The organism is Bradyrhizobium sp. CCGB20 (genome assembly GCF_024199855.1).
In the GTDB taxonomy this organism is placed as follows: Bacteria; Pseudomonadota; Alphaproteobacteria; order Rhizobiales; family Xanthobacteraceae; genus Bradyrhizobium.
Genome location: NZ_JANADN010000001.1, coordinates 2490699 through 2508134, shown reverse-complemented (window position 1 = coordinate 2508134; position 17436 = coordinate 2490699). Strand labels below are relative to the sequence as shown.

Annotated in this window: 11 protein-coding genes, 1 tRNA gene and 2 pseudogenes; 5 read left to right on the top strand and 9 right to left on the bottom strand. The window is 62.3% G+C overall.

From position 1 onward, the window contains the following. Nucleotides 1-131: 131 nt before the first annotated feature. Nucleotides 132-941: a hypothetical protein gene (locus NLM15_RS11495; protein WP_254117064.1), complete on the bottom strand. Its 810-nt coding sequence runs from the start codon at nt 939-941 to the stop codon at nt 132-134. Nucleotides 942-1605: 664 nt separating this feature from the next. Further along, complete coding sequence (locus NLM15_RS11490; RefSeq protein ID WP_256565666.1) at nt 1606-1818, bottom strand: helix-turn-helix domain-containing protein; 213 nt, start codon at nt 1816-1818, stop codon at nt 1606-1608. A 97-nt stretch (nt 1819-1915) separates the two neighbouring features. Between NLM15_RS11490 and NLM15_RS11485 the strand changes: the two genes are divergently transcribed. After that, nucleotides 1916-2326 carry a hypothetical protein gene (locus NLM15_RS11485; RefSeq protein WP_254117063.1) on the top strand — a complete coding sequence of 137 codons (411 nt, stop codon included), beginning with the start codon at nt 1916-1918 and terminating at the stop codon, nt 2324-2326. 53 nt (nt 2327-2379) lie between these two features. On the opposite strand, the gene NLM15_RS11480 is transcribed toward NLM15_RS11485, so the two are convergent. From NLM15_RS11480 to NLM15_RS11465, 5 genes and pseudogenes are all read right to left on the bottom strand, one after another. Next, the gene (locus NLM15_RS11480) at nt 2380-2628 is read right to left on the bottom strand and encodes a hypothetical protein (protein WP_254117062.1); all 249 of its coding nucleotides are present in this window, start codon (nt 2626-2628) and stop codon (nt 2380-2382) included. 103 nt (nt 2629-2731) lie between these two features. Next, nucleotides 2732-2938, bottom strand: a pseudogene (locus tag NLM15_RS44015) (serine hydrolase); the annotation flags it as partial. Between the two features lie 1177 nt (nt 2939-4115). Continuing rightward, nucleotides 4116-4439, bottom strand: a complete 324-nt coding sequence (locus NLM15_RS11475) for a DUF736 family protein (RefSeq protein ID WP_254117061.1) — start codon at nt 4437-4439, stop codon at nt 4116-4118. A 617-nt stretch (nt 4440-5056) separates the two neighbouring features. Further along, complete coding sequence (locus NLM15_RS11470) at nt 5057-5368, bottom strand: DUF736 domain-containing protein (RefSeq protein ID WP_254124209.1); 312 nt, start codon at nt 5366-5368, stop codon at nt 5057-5059. A gap of 705 nt (nt 5369-6073) precedes the next feature. After that, nucleotides 6074-8086: pseudogene (locus NLM15_RS11465) on the bottom strand (ParB/RepB/Spo0J family partition protein). Nucleotides 8087-9359: 1273 nt separating this feature from the next. On the opposite strand from NLM15_RS11465, the gene NLM15_RS11460 reads away from it, so the two are divergent. Further along, entirely contained in the window at nt 9360-10565 is a 1206-nt protein-coding gene (locus NLM15_RS11460; RefSeq protein ID WP_254117060.1) for a hypothetical protein, read from the top strand. A gap of 281 nt (nt 10566-10846) precedes the next feature. Here the strand turns inward: NLM15_RS11460 and NLM15_RS11455 are convergent. Then, a tRNA-Gln gene (locus tag NLM15_RS11455) sits at nt 10847-10921 on the bottom strand. Nucleotides 10922-11171: 250 nt separating this feature from the next. On the opposite strand from NLM15_RS11455, the gene NLM15_RS11450 reads away from it, so the two are divergent. Next, nucleotides 11172-12950 (top strand): acyl-CoA dehydrogenase, encoded by a 1779-nt coding sequence (locus NLM15_RS11450; RefSeq protein ID WP_254117059.1) that lies wholly within the window; start codon nt 11172-11174, stop codon nt 12948-12950. Nucleotides 12951-13123: 173 nt separating this feature from the next. Here NLM15_RS11450 and NLM15_RS11445 read toward each other — a convergent pair whose 3' ends face one another. Next, on the bottom strand, nt 13124-14359 hold the full coding sequence (locus tag NLM15_RS11445; protein ID WP_254117058.1) for an MFS transporter: 1236 nt from the start codon (nt 14357-14359) through the stop codon (nt 13124-13126). 309 nt (nt 14360-14668) lie between these two features. On the opposite strand from NLM15_RS11445, the gene NLM15_RS11440 reads away from it, so the two are divergent. Together NLM15_RS11440 and NLM15_RS11435 are read left to right on the top strand one after the other, a co-directional pair. Then, nucleotides 14669-15427 carry an enoyl-CoA hydratase-related protein gene (locus NLM15_RS11440; protein ID WP_254117057.1) on the top strand — a complete coding sequence of 253 codons (759 nt, stop codon included), beginning with the start codon at nt 14669-14671 and terminating at the stop codon, nt 15425-15427. 219 nt (nt 15428-15646) lie between these two features. Further along, nucleotides 15647-17305, top strand: a complete 1659-nt coding sequence (locus NLM15_RS11435; protein ID WP_254117056.1) for a bifunctional UDP-sugar hydrolase/5'-nucleotidase — start codon at nt 15647-15649, stop codon at nt 17303-17305. The last annotated feature ends 131 nt before the right edge of the window (nt 17306-17436 follow it).

Sequence of the window (17436 nt, the reverse complement as noted above, 5' to 3'; positions counted from 1 at the left end):
ACAGTTTACGCCATTCGTCGAGCAACCACCCTCGATTGGCCTTCTCGCAAGCCATTGCGATCCAGCGCATTGCATCGAGAGGCCAGGAGCGGAAATATCCGTCACCGCTTGCAGTCAACAAGCGATGATTTTTATCGTCGACCAGAACAGCAGAGATGTACGACATCCCAGCTCGACCAGCCCCGGTCCAGCGGCCTCGTCTGGTCGAGACGCGCGGGGGCGCCGCTGTTCTCGACTGAGGCGATGCCGACCCAGGCCGGGTTCAGATCGAGCCCGACGGCACGCGTCGCCATCCGGAGCGCCGGTCGCCGCCGCTGCGGATGCTCGGGCAGGTCCTCAGGATCGACGGTGACGTGGAGCCTTGCGTCGTCGATCCGGAACGTGACGTTGATCCGCGCCGCAGCCAACTGGGCGGCTTGCCGCAGCACCTCGCCAGCGTTTCCGGTCAACTCCTGCAGATCGAGCGTGACACTGCGCCGGACCATGGACTTGCCCTTGACGCGGCCGCCCTGGAGCATAGTGAAGACGCAGGTCCGCCCGTCCGCGCTGAGCCGGAAATGGCGGTTGCGCGCGTAGTTCTTGTCGCCCCGAATGGTCATCGGCCTCAGCCTCGCCCGACGCCAGTCCTCGCGCCTAATCAAATCCTTGCGGCGCCGCTCCAACGTCGCTCGGCCGCCGAACACCATGCGGCCGTCCGGAATGCGCTTGCGCAGGTCCATGCCCTCCGGCGTGGCGCAGTGAAGCGCCCAGGCGTCAAGGATCCCGCCGGCGAAGCTTGACTTGACCAGGTCCCGCAGCGGCTTCTGCTTTACACGTTCGTCTGCCACGTCATGCCCATTTGCGTACGCCGTCCTCACCACCGCGGAATAGACGCGGCGGCAGTCGTCCAAGAAGGCGCGGTCCTCGGTGGAGCAGCGGTATGGCAGGGAGATCGTCTGCATGCTCCCAAACCGACCCGAGGGCTGGAAAGAGTCAACGCAGCCGGCTTCACGGGACCGGGGAAACCCAAGGATTCGATTAGCCGCCCGCTCCGGACGCGAGGAGCCTTCCGGCTGCGGATAAAGCGAAGAGACGAGACCCGTCCACACCGAAATCCGAATGGCCGGTCTTTCTTGACTTCACCCGCAACCATAGCCTCGCCGGCACTACGCCTCCCTCGCTCAAAATGCGTTCCGCGTCCAAGCGCGGACGAGCAGGCGCGTTATGCCGATGCCGACCAATTGGCCGCCACTTGTTGAACTCGACAGCCCGGAGCGATCGCCGGCCCCGGGACACAACATTGGGGTGGTTCGTACCACCACTCGCGTCTGTGTCCACGAGGCGCAGTTGAGTCCTCGAATAGGCACCATCAAAGGAGATGACCCGAGAGCCACGCCAGCCGGGCGAACTGCCCATCGCATAACGAGTTGAAATACCTACAATTCGTAAATTTGAATCCTTCAGCAGGGAAGCTGAAATCCGTGGGGAACGTGGTACGAAATCAAATCTCGCTGCAGTTCGGGCGAAAAGCCCCTTATTTTCATGGTAGCGGGAGGGGAGCGCTACCGCCATTCCCCATACGACGCAAATCTGCGATATTTCCAGCCTCGGTCGCCTTTGCCGATTTCAGGATTCCACAAATAGTTTAGTGATGGGCACGGAGAGCGCCCGTGCGATTCTCGCCATGACCAACAAACTGGGATTTCGACGGCCCCGCTCAATGCCCCCGACGTAAGTTAGATCTATTTGCGCCTCGAATGCGAGCTCCTCTTGCGTCATGCGCCGCAATTGCCGCAGTCGTCGCACATTTCCTCCTACGATGCTGCACCAATCCTGCATTGCAGGATCGGGCACCATGAGGCATATAGTCTCTAGGGAATATAGTCCATATCGCCTCTTTTTTGCGATGTAGACAGCGCGTAACTATCAAGACGTTATGAAGCCTCAAGCGTCCGACCTAGAACCGTTTATTGAAGCACCCGGTGCGACCTCGCCCCACGCCGATGTGTACCGGTTTGGGTATCGGTTGGGCGGGGCGGTCGTTTCGGCCGTCGATCTACCGGCAGAGACTGTCGAGAAGCTCTTACTCTCGAAAACTGGGCCGTCGGTACGCATTACGCCACGCGGCGAGATCGTCCCAGGATTATCAATTCCGAATGTTCTTGGTGAAGTTGGCTACGTAGCAGAGACCGTCTTTTCGATTGATGACCTCATGAGAGAAACATTGAGTGCGGAAACACTGCGAATGGAAGAGGCAACCCCGGAAGACCTCGCACTTCTATTCAGCCGCCTCGAATGCGCGATCGCCTTGGTAAGAACCGCCATAGATCGGGCATCAAGTTTTTGACTCAGCCCGACCTTCTTGAGGCCTCAACCTATCGCGCAATGACAGAACGCCGTCTAAACCTCGCGTGAGCTCGGCTGGTACCGGTGCTGTACTTCGGACTTGATCGCGTCTTCAGTCACCAGGTTCTTGCCACCGATCCTGACCTCGTGGACGATGCCGGCCGAGTTACGGATGAGGCGGCAGGCCTCCCCGAGATCGCCGAATGCCTGCGCCGAGGTAACGACCGCCTCGTCGATCCCGGACAGGGTTAGTTCGGTCGCATCCCAAAAAGGGGACAGTTGGCCCGGCGTCGCGACTAACACCTTGTCTTTGCCGGGGCACCAGATCAAATGGACCCCACAATGTCCACCAGCGACCGCGCCAGTGAGCAGTTTCGGGCCCCTCGCGGGTCAGGCCGGCCGCATGCAGTTGCGAAATGGTGACGTCAGAGACCTCCGGCGTCAGATTTGCCAGATACTCACCCAGCCGGTCGTCAAGCCGAACTTTATTTTGCTCGCGCAACAACATGATCCCCGCCGCCGTGAAAGTCTTCGAACGCGAAAGCGATGGCGAGAGGTGAGTGGTTCGCGGGTTGCAAGATCGGCCATGCCGCTCGCGTGTTTCAAGCAGCACCAGACCTTTGCGAACGATCGCCAGCGGCACGCCGAGCTGATAAATAGTTCCCGCTGATAGTCAATCCATGTGGGGATGTAGCCGAGAGCAGAAGAGAGCCAGTCTGGATGCTTAGAACCTATCGGAAGTGAGGCCTTCGGGCCTTTCGCGCGCACCCTACTTCCGAGAAGCTTCGATGGATGCCAAATGGTAGCGCAGATCGAAACGGTTCTGCGAACAGTTGGACGTGCCACGGAAGCGACCGTCGCGGGGCGGGCTCCATCGACATAAAGGCTCATTACGAGAGTTTCGCCCGCACCGCTGTCGGCGAGCTTCCGGAAATTCTCCGCTCGACAAACCCAAACGGAGCATGCAGACGAATTTCACGAAGAGACTGCACCACTTGAGCATGTTGTGGCGATACGTAGGGCGCCAATAGCGCCAAATCTTGGATGTGCAGACAACCACTTAGCCGCTCTTCGGCGACAGTGCTTTTATCTTGCCCTACTCCCTCTGCTCATTGTTGCTCGCTCAACCTTCTTCTGTTTGAAGAACTCGTATCTGCTGATCTACGGATCAGCAGACAAATCTCCCATCTTTTTGTCTGTAAAAGAGGGAGATATGCGATGAACAGTAGTGCGGATCATCGCGGAGGATCCACCAATAGCGCCTGCAAAAACACCTGGGCTGGTGGCCGATTCATGCCGCGACTTGGCAGTTGATTTGCGAAGCCCACACTGTTTGCGACGCTTGCGATAGCGATCGTTACCCGAAGGGCCGAGACACCCGGAGGGTGGCTCGGTGAGGAGCGAAGCGACGAGTAGAGCGCGAGCCGAAGGCATCGCCCATACGCCATGTGCAGCCGCCGGACGCTTACTTGGTCGTCTGTGCGCTTAATCTCAGCGTTTTCTCCCTCTGCTCACAACAAGGTCCTGGCACCGGCGCCAGACGACGTAACCAACCGCAAGATTTGAAAGCCCCGTCGAGCGTTTTGGAGAGACGATACGTAGCCGAAACATGAGAATTTAAGCCCGGAAGATCGCCTGTTGGACCCTTTGAGCGCTTGCAAACAGGCGAGAATTCTCACGTCGGCGGACTGCGTTCTTCGAGCCGAAGCCGTCGAATTTTTCTCAAGAAAACTGCTGCCCTGGAGACAGGAAAGGGCTCCCGCGCGGTACGCGGGAGCCCTTGTTTCGACCTAGTCGACAGGATTCCAGACGAGAAAGTAGCCGCCGTCACCGTTAAGGCCGACGGTTCGACCAAGGTTGGTGCAGAGCTTACGGCCCCCAAGGCCGGGTGCTGCGAGCGACAAGCTGAGGTAGTCCGTTCCAAAGCTCTCGCCGCTCAAAATCCGACCGGATCCGACCTCGACCCCGTGGGCGAAGATGCGAAAGTCCGGCGTGATATCGCCCGACTTATCGCGGTTGGGCACGATGTCAATGTGGGCGCAGATGGGCAGCAATTTGAGCTCGCCGCTGAAGCCGCCGTCCATTGTGCGGGTGACGAATCCGATCGCGGTCATGGTCTGTCTCCTTCGTTGCCGCAGGGGCCGATGCCCTGCGATGGCGAGACCGTCATGGCGGTTGGCCCCCATCCGAACCCTCGGGGCGAAGCGCAGCGGCGCACCCGAGCCCGTTCCTTTTTTGCAGCGAAGCGGCCGCGAGGAGCCGCACTTCCGGCGGGGAAAAAAGGAGCGTGCGAGGGTTTCGGATGAGGGACGGCCGCCATAGGTCGTAGCGCCATAAGCAGGGCAACGCGCCCTTGGAGGAAGGAGGGAGGCCTTGCCGCACAGCGCTATTCACCCGCACAAACGGCGCTTCAGCGCCAATTTTCTCGCCGAGAAAGCTCCTCTGTTTCGCATCCAAGCCGTGGGGCTGGTCTTGCATCTCAAGTCGGCATCGGCGCGATCAGTCGACCGCGCAAAGGGCGATCGAGCTCGCCAATCGCTCAAAGAAGACCCGCCCGGAAGCTCGTGAATTCGTCATTCGGCGCCTCAAACCGGCTTCAAGTTGCGCCACAAATCCATGGCAGCGTGCCTTTTTTTCGAGGAAGAAATCCCCTCCTGCCCTTCTTCTAAAGCGATGCAAGCAACGCAAAACGGCCCCGCCTCCGAGGAGGCGGGGCCGATGATCCCGGCGATCAGTCGCCGCTGCGGCGTGACCAGATCAGGCTGAAACCTTCTTCGCCTTCGATCTTCACCAGCGAGGCGTAGATCGGAGCCGGGAAGCTCGGATCGTCAAGCTTGACCGAGAGATATTCGCGGTCGCTGTCGCGAACGGTCTTCTTCCAGGCGGCACCGAATTCGGTTGCACCTGCGAAAATCCTGAAGTCGGGAGCCTTGTCGTTGTCCTTCTCGGAGGCCGCGAACTTGGCCTTGATGTTCAGCGTCAGCGTCTTGATCGAGCCGGTGTAGCCGTTGTCCGAAGCGGTGAAAGTGCCGATGGTCGCCATGGTGATCTCCGTCTGTCTGTTGTTCGGGCCGCGCCCATCGCAGCCTCGATGGCGATCCTTGGCCCGGGGGGCGATCGGCCCGCAGCCCTTGGGCCCGCAGCGCAGCGGAGGACGGCGAAAGCCTGCTTTTTTGTCTTCCGCGAGGAATGCCGCCGCTCGGCGGCAGGGGAAAAAAGCAGGCGTCAGCCGTTGCGGGAAGGCGATCGAGGCTCTTGCCGTCCCTCGGGCCTGATCAGCCAATCGAGTTGCGTTGGACGCGCGCCCATGACCTGGACTGACGGCGATGACCATGGCTGCCAACGCTCGGTGCAGCATGGGAAACGGCGGGTCGATCAAAGAAAAGCCGACGTCCGCTCATCAATCAAAGCACGATGCACCGGACAAACCAAGCGAGCTAGATCGCATTTTCGCATCAGCAAACGACGGCGCCGGCCAGGATTATTCGCGCGATTGCGCGTCGGATACGCGAGGTCCAGACACGATCAGAACCCCAACCTGAGCGCTGGCCGCTGCCAAAAGGGAGGCATGGCACAGCCACGCTGGCCGCTGCAACGGCGTAGATCGGACCGATCGTAGCCCGCATTTGGAGACGGGCTAGCATGCGTGATCGCCGGTTTCGCTCCGACTGAACCGGCCGCGCGCCGTAAGGTGCGCGGCCGGATTTTGAAGGAAGCCGGGGGCGTCCTCGCGCCCCCGGCTCTGCTCTTACTCCGCCGCTTGCGAGGAGAAATCGTGACCTTGCACCGTGTCTGGCGCACCGGCCTGATCCTGCGTCTTGGCCGTGCGCAGCAACGGCGGCAACCAGTCGGTTGCCGCCAGCAACTGCTCAGCGGCCGCCGCCATCTCGACCTTTTTCATCCCCGACAAGCGGCCGGCGGCCTCCTCACTAACGCCTTCGCGGACAGCCTCCAGAATGCCCGCCTTGGTGACCCGGCCGAGATAGGATTGCACCGTCAGCCGCCAGTATCCGGTCATGTCGAGGTCGACGGCTCCGGCCAAACGGCCAGCCACCGCCAACGCGCGGGGCCTCAGGTCAAATGGCAATTTGACCGCATTGACCGTCAATGCCGCGCAATGTGCAAACAGCGCCATGCGGCTGTCGTGGTCGAGTTCGGCCACGAATTCCCACAGTCTGGCGACGTCTCGGGGCATTTGCCGCGCCCAATTGGCGTGGCGATCCGACCACGCTTTGCCGGCCGGAGTGTCCTCGATCCCGACCGCATGCGTGGCCAAATCCGTCTTGACTGGTTGGATGCCAACCACATGGGCATTGGCCCCAACATAAAAGATTTGTGCTGCGAGCGCATGCGTAACTGCCACGATGGCAACGTCCGGCTGCTCTCCAAGATTGACGCAGCCCCAAGGTACGATGCGCGGTGAGGTCACGAACGAGTGTGTCGGACAGCTTCTGTTCTTCTTCGTCCTCTTCGCTTTCCGCCTCTTCTCCTTCACCATCACGCGTGGCTTGGTCGTCCCCATCGCGCTCCTCATCCTGTGCCTGAGCCTCGCCGTCCAGCCCAGTTTCGGACTGGGGCTTCTCGTCTTCGCGGCGGATGAGACCGCGTTCGATCCTGATGGTACCGTCATGATTGAGCGTCACGAACGCGCCGCCGCGCGCGACATCGCCGGGATCGTAGGCCTGCCTTTTCGCTTCGAGTTGCTCGATTTGGCTCTCCAGTTCACCGAGCCGTGCATCCACCTCATCAGGCAATTCCTCGGCCGTTTGATGCTCTTCCGTCAGCCAATCAGAACTCAGTTTGAAGCGCTTGAAGAGCGGTCTGATCTTCCGCCGAAAGCTCGACCGGATGCGGGTAAGCGCGCTTCATCCCGTGGGCATGTGGGAAGTCGAGATGGGGCTCAGTCCACTTCCATCCCTCGGCCGCTCGAAGAGTGTCCGCCTCTCGGCCAAGCCGTGCCGTCACCAGCAAATCAAGCAGCGCCACGTCCTCTAGATAGCCGCCACGATCCTCGGTGAAGAGGTCGCGCAGAACCGTACCGCCTGCCTCGATATAAGCTTCAAGCCCGACAAACCGCACTCGGCGATCGGTCGCGGCGATATGGGTTTCGGTGAGGAGACGGCGGATCGTGCTCGGCTCACGGTCATAGGAAAGACGCTCGTAGACACTTTCCTGCCGAACCACGTCGCCTGTGATGGCAAACGCCATCAACTGATCAAGAGCCAGATTGCCATCCCTATAGAGCTGAACCAACCGTGGCGAAACTGATCCCAATCGCAGCCGTTGCCGCACCACGTGAGCCGTCACGCCAAAGCGAGCGGCGATCTCCTCCGCACCAAGGCCGCGCTCCTCCGCGAGCCTCCTGAACGCCTCGAACTGGTCAGCAGGATGCATGTTTTCCCGGGTGACATTCTCGTCCAGGCTAATTTCGTGTGGATCGTTTGCGGTGTCGATGATGCAACGGATAGGCTCAGTCTTCTTGATCTCCTTCCGCTTCACCCGCAGCAGCTGGGCAAGCCGCCTGCCCTCGCCGATGGTCACCAAATAGAACCCCGTAGCCACGCCCTCACCGTCCAGTTCGGGCTCGACCACCAGATTTTGCAGGATGCCTTTCGCGGCGATGCTCGCCGCATAACCCTCAATCGCCGCCTCGCTATGCGCAGTCTTGCGCGCATTGTTGGGAGACTTTTTTGGGCTTGTTGAGCGGGATAAACGTCTCCCTCCCGCTCACGGGAATGATTTCAACTGACTTGGCCGACATGATCATTCTTCCTTTTGCTTCCATGGGTGCAAGGCGCACCACGCGCCTGCACCCTGCCCGTCGGCGAGACTGGGGGTAGCAAGTGCCAGGGCGACCCGAGCGGAGGGGTATCTCCCGCCCGGAAGGGCCGCTCGCGCGAGCGGGTCTGCACAAGCGATTGCCTGAAGTCCGAAGGAGGCTGGTTGAAACAAGCGCGGAAGACTGGGGAGACCGCTCGGGGCGGCGCCGGCAAAGCCGGCGCTTCACCCTGGCGCGCGCGAGGGGCAACGCCCCTGAGATCTCAATCAAGAGAATGGTGAGCAGGTCAGCATAAGTGAGAACAAAAGATCGAAAACGAAAGCAAGAGTGAGCAAATCAAAAGAGGCACCCGCAAGAGGGTCAGCATAGCGCCGACGCGGAACGCGGCGGGACCCGGGACCGAGTGCAGTCGCGAGACCGGTTCAAAAAGGCACCCGCGCGATGGGCAGTGATAACGGTGCCGCGAAGCGGCAGCCCTTCGTGCGAGTGCCTCCGGCGAGCGACACATTATATATCTGCTGCTTGCTTCCGCGAGGGATCGAAGCCGAACGGCCGAGACGCAACGCGGCTCGGTCCACGAGACCCCGGTTCGCATGCGAACGCGCTACCGCCGATCAACAGCTATCACTGAAGATCCAGCCTGCTCCAGCCGCAGAATGCCTTTTATTGAAGGCACAAGGGGTCGAAACCGCGTGGCAGCGGCGGATAACACGATTATGATCCGCATGACCTAGCGCCAGCTACTCGGACGAAGGGCCACACAAGCGGCGTGACTTGGGCGCACAATGCAGCAACCTTGCTTTGCTTGCAGTTGAGCAACTCGTGCACCCATGTTTGATTGGGATCAAACAGCTCCGCCATCGTCATTCCCGGCGCTGCTCATCCAGCTTCATTGAACTCAGCGTTTTGGTTCGGCAATGCGGCGCTCTGCCATCATTCCAGTTGGTGCTTGGCCGCGTCGCATGCCAGCCGCGATTGCAGCTGGTTATTGTGGTGAGCCGACCACAGAATCCTTTCTAAAACGGGTTGGTTCGGAGTATCCTCAGCCACGTGTAAAAGAAGGACGACGTCAACTGTGGTTGAGAGACGATCTAGACCGAGCTATTGCCCCGGACCTGGCGCCGGGCGACCTCGCCGAGGATTTGTAGCGCTGGAGCGCCCTCTGCCGCGGTTCGTGGAAGTGCGCCGACTTGCCCGCAGTCCACTTGGATTCTACTTCCGCATTCCCACGCATTACCGCAAACTTGGATGCGAGATGGCCAACGAGCCATTGGGCACAAGCTATGATGTGGCGTGCGGTGACGACGGCAAAGGAGGCCGCGCCGCGACACTCAACGCGCTGTTCGATGAATGGAACGATCGTCGCAAGGGTGATCCGGTCGAGCAAGGCAAGATCGCGCGCTATGGCACGCTCGATTGGCTGTTTCGGCAATACAAAACAGAGAAGGCCTATACCGAGAAGGTCTCGCCGCGATCGCGGCCAGACTACGAACGCATTATGCAGATGATTTGCGATACCGTCGGTAAGAGCGGCCGGCGTATTGGCGAGCGACAGATCCGGGAAGTTACGCCTAGAGCAGCTGACAAGATCTACGACAGGATCATCAACGGGCCGAACGGTCTTAGGCTGCGGCAAGGCGAAAAGGTCGTCGGGCTGTGCCGCAAGGTTTGGCGCATCATGGGCCGCCTGCACCCGGACCTGTTCGATAAGAAGCACCCGAATCCCTGGAATGATTTTACTCTCAAATCCCGGACCAAGACCAAGAAGCATGCGGTCTCGCGCGAAGAGGTCTACCGGTTTGCGTGGGGTTGCATCGAGCATGGCCGGCCCGAGCCGGCCGCTGTTGCGGTCATCTGCTTTGAATGGCTGCAGCGGCCGGAGAATGTCGTGGCCGGGTTTTTGACCTGGCCAGATTACCGCAGCAAGAACTGGCCACATGCGGTGCGGATCGAGCACCACAAGAACAAGTCCCTGGTCTGGCATCCTCTGGAAGAAAAGCAGGATGGTGAAGTCGTCAAGTTCTATGCCGAAGCAGAAGACATCTTGGGCCATCTCCCCAAGATCGGCGTTCCCATGATCATGCGTCGGATCGAGCGCGGGGAATCCAAGGGAGCAGCGAAAGTCTGGTCTTACCCCGGGATGGAAAAAGTCGTTCAGCAGATGCGCAAGAAGATCGAAGGCGTGTCCAAGCTGTTCACGCTCGACGCATGCCGACATGGCGGCATGACTGAATTGGAAGAAGCCGAGTTGACGGATGGTCAAGGCCGCGCGCTGTCGGGACACAAAACAGCACAAGCTTATCGCGGCTACGCCAAGGAAACGATGCAACGCGCCTTGGCGGCGACCCGCAAGCGGCACGCACATCTCCTAGCGCAAAAGCAAGTTGAGCAACGGGATAGCGACGTAGCTGAAGCTCAAGACCAGACCGGCGACGGCAATATCCGCCAAAGCGCTTCCTGAGCAACACCAGGCGCCTCACCCCGACTGCCGATCCTCGCGCGAAGGGATCAAGTCGATACGCGCTGCCCCACTGCGGCAGTTGATGCGCGTTGCCCGCTTCTCACCGTAATGACACGTTGAAGAACATGCGGTGGGCCATGTGCAACCGACCTGGCATGCAGGTGGCGGGGAAACGAAAACAGCACAGAATTTCCAAATGCCCGGGCAAACGAATTTCCAAACGCGCTCACAACGCGACTGAGAACAAAGCTGATTTGGAAGGAAATTCAGGGCGTTGCACCTGGCTGGGGCGGGAGGGATCGAACCTCCGAATGGCGGAATCAAAATCCGCTGCCTTACCGCTTGGCTACGCCCCAACAGGCGACCGGGGAACGGGGCGGAAGAACTGGCTACCGCAGATTCCCTTCGGTCGCAGCCGGTCTATAGGGAGCGGCGCAGCATTTCAACCGCCTGGAGGGGCAAAATACCGCGGGCCGTCGGCTCGGGACGCGCCACACCTTATTATAGGCCCCGGCAAGGGCCCGGTGCGGTCCCGTATCGCGGCCATTGAGACCTCCCCCGTTTCATGGGAATACGGCGCCAATATTTGTCCACGGGGAGTGAGCCATGACCTACCGCGCGCCGATCTCTGACATGCTGCTGTCGCTCAACCATGGCGCCGGCCTGAAGGCTGCCGTGGAGGCCGGCCATTACGGCGATTTCGACGGCGACATCGTTGCCGCCGTGCTGGAGGAAGCCGGCAAGTTCGCAACCGACGTGCTGGCGCCGCTCAATAAAGTCGGCGACGAGCACGGCATCAAGCTCGACGCCGGCAAGGTCACGACCGCGCCGGGCTGGCCGGACGCCTACAAGCGCTGGACCGAGGGTGGCTGGAACGCGGTCTCGGGCCCGGAAGATTTCGGCGGCCAGGGCCTGCCGCTCGCGATCAACGCGGCCTGCACCGAGATCTGGAGCGCCTCGAACGTCGCCTTCGGCCTCTGCCCGCTGCTGACGGCGTCGGCGATGGAGGCGCTGGATGCCCATGGCAGCGACGAGCTGAAGAAGATCTATCTCGAAAAGCTCATCTCCGGCGAGTGGACCGGCACGATGCAGCTTACCGAGCCGCAGGCCGGCTCCGACGTCGGCGCGCTGCGCACCCGCGCCGAGAAGCAGGCCGACGGCACCTATCGCATCAAGGGGACGAAGATCTTCATCACCTATGGCGAGCACGACATGACCGACAACATCGTGCATTTCGTGCTGGCGCGCCTGCCGGACGCACCCGCCGGCACCAAGGGGATCTCGCTCTTCCTCGTGCCGAAGTTCATGGTCAATGAAGACGGCTCGCTGGGGCAGCGCAACGACATCTTTGCCTCTGGCGTCGAGCACAAGCTCGGCATGCACGCCTCCCCCACCTGCACCATGACGATGGGCGACAATGGCGGCGCGATCGGCTTCCTGGTCGGCGAGGAGAACCAGGGCATGCGCTGCATGTTCACGATGATGAACCAGGCCCGCCTCGGCGTCGGCCTCGAGGGCGTCGGCGTCGCCGACCGCGCCTATCAGCAGGCATTGTCGTATGCGCAGGAGCGCAAGCAGGGCCGCGCCGTCGGCAAGAAGGGCGACGGCTCGGACGCGATCTTCGTGCATCCGGACGTCAAGCGCATGCTGATGCGGATGCGGGCGCAGACCGCCGCCGCGCGCACCATCTGCTATGCGACCGCGGTCGCGATCGACGTCTCGACGCGCGCCAAGGACCCGAAGGTCCGCGCGGACGCCGCCGCCCGCGCGGCGCTGCTGACGCCGATGGCCAAGGGCTATTCCACCGACATCGGCAACGAGGTCGCCTATCTCGGCGTGCAGGTGCATGGCGGCATGGGTTTCATCGAGGAGACCGGCGCGGCACAGTATTATCGCGATGCGCGCATCACCGCGATCTACGAGGGCACCAACGGCATCCAGGCGATCGATCTCGTCACGCGCAAGCTCGCGGCCAATGGCGGCGCTGCGGTATGGGCGCTGCTCGACGAGCTCTCGGCTACCGTGAAGCAGGTCGAAGCCTCCAACGATCCCGCTTTCGGCACCACGGGTACAAAGCTGCGCGAGGCGCTGGAGGCGCTGACGCGTACCAGCCAATGGCTGCTGGAGCGCATGGCCTCCGCGCCGAACGAAGCACTCGCCGGCGCGACGCCGTACTTGCAGCAGTTCGGCGCCACGCTCGGCGGCTGCATGCTGGCCTCCGAAGCGCTGGCCGCGAAGGCCGGCGGCAATACCGAGGCCGCGCGCTACGTCTCGCTCGCGCGCTTCTTCGCCGAGAACATCAGCGTGCAGGCCGGCGCGCTCGAGCGCACGGTGACGGAGAGCGCGGAGTCGGTCGCTGCGGCGGATGCGGTGTTGCTGGGGTAAGGGATAGGCCTGCCACCGCGATATATGAGGAGGCCTCTCCTCCTCTCCATTGTCATTCCGCGCGAAGGCGGGGAATCCAGTACGCCGCGGCTTCTCGATTCGGTAACTGCTCTCTCGGAATACTGGATCGCCCGCCTTCGCGGGCGATGACAGCGAATATGTGGAATCCGTAGCTACGAAGCGGCGAGCTTCGCTCGTCGCCCCGGCCGCCACAGCACGATTCCGGCCGCGACGAGATCCAGCGCCACACACAGCGCGAACGCCGTCGTGTAGTTGCCCGTAAAACTCCGCACGAGGCCGATGATGCCGGGGCCGAAGGCGCTGACGATGCCGCTGATCGAGGTGCCCAACCCCATCGCGGCGGCGAAGGCAGCGGCACCGATCTCGCGCTGGATGATCAAGGGCGGGAACGTGATCATGTTGCCGATCGAGAAGCCGTAGACGGCGCAGCAGATGAGCAGCACGGTCGGGCTCGTGCTTTGGAGCAGCACGAACAAGGCCGCAGCCTGGCTCGTCATCGACGCCGCGCAGGCGAGCCTGGGATCGAGCCGGTCGACGAACAGGCCGAGCGACAGGCGGCCGACCACCGCCATCGCCGCCATGAGGGTGACCGCGAGGCCGGCACTGGCGCGGCCGATCAGCGGCTCGAGGAACGTCACCTGGTGGATGATGAATCCCATCTGCGCCAGCAGCGCGATCGCGATCGGCAGCACCATGGTCCAGAACGCCGCGTTGGCGAGCAGCGTCTTGCGGGAATGGGTCGGCGCCGCCGCGGCGGCGGACGATCGCTCGCCCGATGCAGGCGACGTCTGTGCCGGCCAGCCGATGAAGATGACGACCACGGGCAGCACCAGCACCACCATCGCCATCGTGGCGGCCAGCATGGCCGAGCGGAATCCGATGCTGCCGGTCAGCGACAGCAACAGCGGTACGAGGACGATGCCGCCGCAGGTCGCGCCGTTGAAGGCGAGGCTGAGCGCGAGCCCGCGGCGCCGTTCGAACCAGGCGTTCAGCACGGTCGCGATCACCACGGTCCCCATACCGGTCCAGCCGACCGACATCAGCGCATAGGCGAGATAGAGCTGCCAGGGCGTCTGCATCAACGCCAGCAGCACGGTCGAAGCGCCGAGCGCCGACAGGCCACACAGGATCAGCGCGCGGAGCCCGATGCGGGCGAGCAGATCGTCGGTGAAGATGACGAGCACGGAGGTCAGGAGAAACGAGAACGTGCTGGCGGCGGAGACCAGCGTGCCCGGCCAGCCATGGGCGCGCTGGAGCTCGGCGAGATAGACGCCCTGGCCGTAGAGGCCGAAGCCGAACATGAAGAACGCCATCAGGAAGCAGGCCAGCACGACGCGCCAGCCGCGATAGCGTAACGAGGATTCGTCAACGCCCGTTGTGGCAATCATCAATCGAGCAATCGGCCAAATGGAATGGCATCGGGCGAGATCGTGCCTTACAACCACCGGTTTTTCAAATGAAACATTGTAGCCATTTGTTGCAATGCGCAACTGCATGTGCGAAGCGATACAACCGGCCTGATCCGGCGCAGTGCGGTTCCGCAACGGGAGAGAGCCGCGGCGGCGGCATGCGCCGGGATCACGGGGATGGGCCCTGAAAAGGCCGGGCGGGCGGATTGGCACGCCTGCGAGATGATGTAGGCTGAGGCTTGCGAGACTCGCCAAAGGCAAGCGTCGCGGCGAGCGCAGGGGGCTCACATGCCGAATGGCAATATCGTCGTCACCGAAGAGCGCGGAACGCGCGTGATCACCCTGCGTCGCCCGAGCAAGAAGAACGCGATCACGCAGGACATGTACCGCGAGATGAGCCGCGCGATCGATACCGCGCAGAACAATCCCGACATCCGCTGCATGATCATCACCGGCGGCTCCGGCGTGTTCACCGCCGGCGACGACATCGACGACTTCATGCATGCCGACACGTCGCGCCCCGAGACGCTGTCGGACGGCGCAAAATTTCTCTATTCGCTTGCCCTCAACGTCAAGCCCATCATCGCAGCCGTGGACGGCGCCGCGATCGGCATGGGCACCGTGATGCTGTTCCACTGCGACTATGTGCTGGCCTCGAACGCTGCGACCTTCTCCGCGCCCTATATCCATCTCGGCCTCGTTCCGGTCGGCGCCGCCAGCCTGTTGATGCCGAACACGATGGGCTACCAGCGCGCCTTCGCGATGCTGGTGATGGGGCGGACTTTCACCGCCGCGGAGGCGCATGCGGCGGGCTTCGTCAACACCGTGGTCTCGCCGGGACATACCGAGGTCGAGGCGCGCAAGGTTGCTCGCGAGATCTGCCGGCTTCCGGCGGAAGCGGTCGCGACCTCGCGCAAATTGCTGCGCACCCCGCCCGAAGAGCTCACCCGCCGCATCGACCAGGAAGGCCATCTGTTCGGCGAACGGCTGAAGTCGGACGAAGCGATCGCCGCGTTCAACGCGTTTGCGAACAGGAAGAAGCGGTAGGTCCTCTTCCCCTCTCCCCTTGTGGGAGAGGGTGGCTCGCCGCGATAGCGGCGAGACGGGTGAGGGGTCTCTCTCCTCCAACTCGAACCTAACCTTGTGGAGGAAGACCCCTCATCCGGCGCTTCGCGCCACCTTCTCCCACAAGGGGAGAAGGAAGAGAACGCCGTGTTCACGACAATGCTTCGTGAAAACTTCGCGCGGAACGATTAGTCTGGTTCCATGCGACATCTTTTCCGCCTGACCGCCCTCACGCTCGCACTCGCCACCCTCCCCGCCGCGGCCCAGACCGCAGCGCCCGTGGAGCTGCGCGTCCTCGCGATCAACGATTTCCACGGCAATCTGCGGCCGCCGCCGGGCGGGATCCGGATCGGCGATCCCGAGGACAAGAGCAAGAGGGTGATGGTGGCGGCGGGCGGCGCCGAATACATGGCGACGCTGGTGAAGCAGCTGCGCGAGGGGCACAAGAACACGATCTTCGTCGCCGCCGGCGACCTGATCGGCGCAAGCCCGTTCCTGTCGGCAATGTTTCACGACGAGCCCTCGGTCGAGGCGCTCTCGATGATGGGACTTGCGATCACATCGGTCGGCAATCACGAGTTCGACGAGGGCAAGACCGAGCTGTTGCGGATGCAGAACGGCGGCTGCCATCCCGTTGACGGCTGCCAGGGGCCGCATCCGTTCACGGGCGCCAAATTCCACTATCTCGCGGCGTCCACCGTGGAGACCGCGACCGGTAGAAGCGTGCTGCCGCCCTACGAGGTCAGGGAGTTCGAGGGCATCCCCGTCGCCTTCATCGGGCTCACCTTGAAGGAGACCGCGGGCATCGTCTCGCCATCAGGCATCGCAGGCCTCGAGTTCCGCGACGAAGCCGAAACGGTGAACGCGCTGGTGCCACAGCTGAAGGCGCGCGGCGTCGAGGCGATCGTGGTGCTGATCCACCAGGGTGGTGAGCCCTCCGGCGACTACAATGAATGCCCGGCCATTACCGGGCCGATCGTCGATATCGTGAAGAAATTCGATCGCGCCGTCGACGTCGTCGTCAGCGGCCACACGCACCGCGCCTATGTCTGCAATATCGACGGGCGGCTCGTCACCAGCGGCGACAAATACGGCACGTTGGTCACCGCGATCGACCTCAAGCTCGATCCTGTTACGCGCGACATCGTCAGTGCCAAAGGCGAGAACGTCATCGTCGCCAATGCCTCGCTGGCGAAGGATCCCGAACAGACTGCATTGATCGAGGCTTACGACAAGCTCTCCGCACCGATCGCCAACCGTCCGGCCGGATCGGTGACGCAAACGCTGTCGCGCGTTCCGAACGAGGCCGGCGAAAGCGCGCTCGGCGACGTCATCGCGGACGCGCAGCTTGCCGCCACCAGGGAGGCCAGGGACGGCAGCGCGGTGATCGCGCTCACCAATCCCGGCGGCATCCGCACCGACATCGTCCCGAAGGAGAACGGCGCCATATCCTTCGGCGACGTTTTCGCCAGCCAGCCGTTCCGCAATCGGCTCGTCACCATGACGCTGACAGGCAGCCAGCTCAAGGACATGCTGGAGCAGCAATGGCTCGATCCGAAGCGGCCGCGGATTCTCCAGGTCTCGAACGGCTTCAGCTACACCTGGGATGCGACCAAGCCATTCGGCGAGCGCATCAGCCTCGAGAAGATGATGCTCAACGGCAGGCCGGTCGAGCCTGGAAGCGGCTACCGCGTCACCGTCAACGATTACCTCGCCGTGGGCGGCGACGGTTTCACGGTCGCCAAGCAAGGCACGGCGCCGCAATATGGCGGCTACGACGCGGACGCCCTGTTCGCCTTCTTCAGGGCGCACGGACCGATCGGTCCGCTGCCGCTCACCCGCATCCTCCGCGTGAATTGATTCGGATCAAACGGACCGGTCCGGGACAATCCTTTGCCATTCCAGGCCAAGTGCATAGATTGGGTTTTGCATTGCGTTTTGGCGCCGGATGCGCCAACGACGTCAAGAGCCCGCATCCCATGAGGCCGACC

What these genes read in the sequence shown, in the direction of transcription:
- NLM15_RS11440 (WP_254117057.1), top strand. Translation starts at nt 14,669, where the DNA reads ATGCCGAATGGCAATATCGTCGTCACCGAAGAGCGCGGAACGCGCGTG.
- NLM15_RS11445 (WP_254117058.1), bottom strand. Translation starts at nt 14,359, where the DNA reads ATGATTGCCACAACGGGCGTTGACGAATCCTCGTTACGCTATCGCGGC.
- NLM15_RS11495 (WP_254117064.1), bottom strand. Translation starts at nt 941, where the DNA reads ATGCAGACGATCTCCCTGCCATACCGCTGCTCCACCGAGGACCGCGCC.
- NLM15_RS11475 (WP_254117061.1), bottom strand. Translation starts at nt 4,439, where the DNA reads ATGACCGCGATCGGATTCGTCACCCGCACAATGGACGGCGGCTTCAGC.
- NLM15_RS11470 (WP_254124209.1), bottom strand. Translation starts at nt 5,368, where the DNA reads ATGGCGACCATCGGCACTTTCACCGCTTCGGACAACGGCTACACCGGC.
- NLM15_RS11435 (WP_254117056.1), top strand. Translation starts at nt 15,647, where the DNA reads ATGCGACATCTTTTCCGCCTGACCGCCCTCACGCTCGCACTCGCCACC.
- NLM15_RS11460 (WP_254117060.1), top strand. Translation starts at nt 9,360, where the DNA reads ATGGCCAACGAGCCATTGGGCACAAGCTATGATGTGGCGTGCGGTGAC.
- NLM15_RS11485 (WP_254117063.1), top strand. Translation starts at nt 1,916, where the DNA reads ATGAAGCCTCAAGCGTCCGACCTAGAACCGTTTATTGAAGCACCCGGT.
- NLM15_RS11490 (WP_256565666.1), bottom strand. Translation starts at nt 1,818, where the DNA reads ATGCAGGATTGGTGCAGCATCGTAGGAGGAAATGTGCGACGACTGCGG.
- NLM15_RS11450 (WP_254117059.1), top strand. Translation starts at nt 11,172, where the DNA reads ATGACCTACCGCGCGCCGATCTCTGACATGCTGCTGTCGCTCAACCAT.